The organism is Streptomyces sp. NPDC001568, from assembly GCF_042893755.1.
Taxonomy (GTDB): Bacteria; Actinomycetota; Actinomycetes; order Streptomycetales; family Streptomycetaceae; genus Streptomyces.
In genome coordinates this window covers 1-2,164 of the sequence record NZ_JBIAVF010000060.1, presented here as the reverse complement: position 1 = coordinate 2,164, position 2,164 = coordinate 1, and the positions used below count along the sequence as shown (strand labels likewise).

1 protein-coding gene is annotated in these 2,164 nt (G+C 72.7%); it reads right to left on the bottom strand.

Annotation, left to right across the window (positions count from 1 at the left end):
• The coding region (locus ACFY0I_RS39950; protein WP_388904751.1) for an SDR family NAD(P)-dependent oxidoreductase at nucleotides 1-2,164 on the bottom strand (2,164 nt) is incomplete at both ends.

Here is a 2,164-nt window from a genome sequence, read left to right as displayed (position 1 = left end):
TGTGCGCGCGTTCCAGCGCCTCCCAGGTCACCTCCAGCAGCAGCCGCTGCTGCGGATCCATCGCCAGCGCCTCACGCGGGTTGATCCCGAAGAAGTCGGCGTCGAACTCATCGGCGTCGTGCAGGAAGCTGCCGGTCGTCGCGTAACTGGTTCCCGGGCGGTCCGGGTCCTCGTCGAAGAGCGCCGGCAGGTCCCAGCCCCGGTTCGTCGGGAACTCGGTGAGGGTGTCCTGGCCCGCCGCGACCAGCCTCCACAGGTCCTCCGGCGAACGCACCTCGCCCGGGAAGCGGCAGCTCATCCCGACGATGGCGATCGGATCCTCGGCCCCCGGCGTGCCGGCCGGCGCGGGTAGCGCCGAGTCGGCGGCGGTATGCCTGCCGAGCAGCTCCGTCCGCAGATGCGCGGTGAGCACCCGTGGGGTGGGGCGGTCGAACAGCAGGGTGGCCGGGAGGCGCAGGCCGGTGGCGTCGCGCAGGCGGTCGCGGAGTTCCACCGCCGTCAGAGAGTCGCAGCCGAGGTCGCGGAAGGCCCTGTCCTCGGGGATGTCCGTCACCTGGGCGTAGCCCAGTACCTCAGCCGCCGCGGTGCGGACCACGTCGAGCAGTTCGTGGTGCTGTTCGGCCTCGTTGAGCGACCGCAGTCGCGCGACCAGCGGGAAGTCGCCCTCGCGCTGCTCGCCTTCGGCCTGCTCTCCGGCCTGCGCCTCGCATACCTCCGCGATCTCGTCGAACAGGCGGCTGTCGCGGACCGTCAGGTACGTGCGGGCGAACCGGCTCCAGTCGACGTCGGCGACGATGGCCGTGCTCTCTCCCCGGTCGAGGATCTGCTGGAGCGAGTTCAGCGCCCGGTCGGATGACATCGTGGTGATGCCACGGCGGCCGAGCCGCACGGCGGCGTCTCCCTCCGCCATGCCGTCCCCGGCCCAAGCCCCCCAGGCCACCGAGGTCGCCGCCAGCCCTCGGTGGCGGCGCTGCTCGGCCAGCGCGTCGAGGAAGGCGTTCGCCGCCGCGTACGCGCCCTGGCCACCGCTGCCCCAGATCCCCGCGATCGAGGAGAAGAGCACGAAAGCGTCAAGGTCGGTCCGACCGAAGAGGGCGTCGAGGTGGAGGGCGCCGAGCGCTTTCGCCGCCATGGTCTGCCGGAAATCCTCGGACCGCACCTCCGAAAGCGCACCTGTGCGGCCGAGACCGGCGGCGTGGACCACGATGCGGATGTCGGCGCCGTCGGCCCGGATCCGGCGGACCACCTCGTGGAGCTGCTCACGGTCCGCGACATCGCAGGCGGCGATGGTGACGCGAGCTCCCGCCTCGGTGAGTTCGTCACGCAGGACGGCGGCCTGCGGGGCGTCGGGGCCCCGGCGTCCCAGCAGGACGACGTGCTCGACGCCCTGCCGCACGAGCCACCGTGCGACATGACCTCCCAGAGCACCGGTGCCGCCCGTGATCAGCGCCGTGCCTCGGGGCCGCCAGTTCGTCGCGGTCGTGCCGGCGCTGCCCGCCCTGTGTACCCGGCGCGCGAGCACTCCCGCCGGACGGATCGCGACCTGGTCCTCGCGGTCCGTACCGGTGACGACGCGGCAGACCAGGTCGTAGGTCCTCTCGTCCGGCACCGACGGAAGGTCGATCAGACCACCCCATCGACCCGGCTGTTCCAGGGCGGCCACTCGGCCCATGCCCCACACCAACGCGGCAGCGGGGTGACCCGTGGGATCGTCGTCGCTCGTGCTGACGGCGCCCTGGGTGACGGACCACACGGGGGCATCGACACCGGCGTCGTCCAGGACGCGGAGCAGGGTGACGGTGTCGGTCACCGTTCCCGGCAGCCGGTTCGGGGAGGCTTCTTGGGCACCCGCCCCGTCTGCCAGGGCGATCAGGGAAAGGACGCCGGTCGGCGCGGGGGCGTCCCCGAGTGCCTCGGTCAGCCGACGCGACAATTCCTCCGGTATGACGTCGACGGGGACGTCGATCCGGATCGCCTGCCCGCCGGCTCGGCCGACCGCGGCCGCGAGTTCCGGGGCGTCGGCGTCGGATCGGGTGAGCAGGAGCCAGGTGCCGGTCAGGGCGGTGGGGGTGACGGGTTCCGGTACGGGCTTCCACGCGACCCGGTAGCGCCAGTCGGCAAGCGTCCGCCGCTCCTGATGACCCTGCCGCCACGCCGTCAGAGC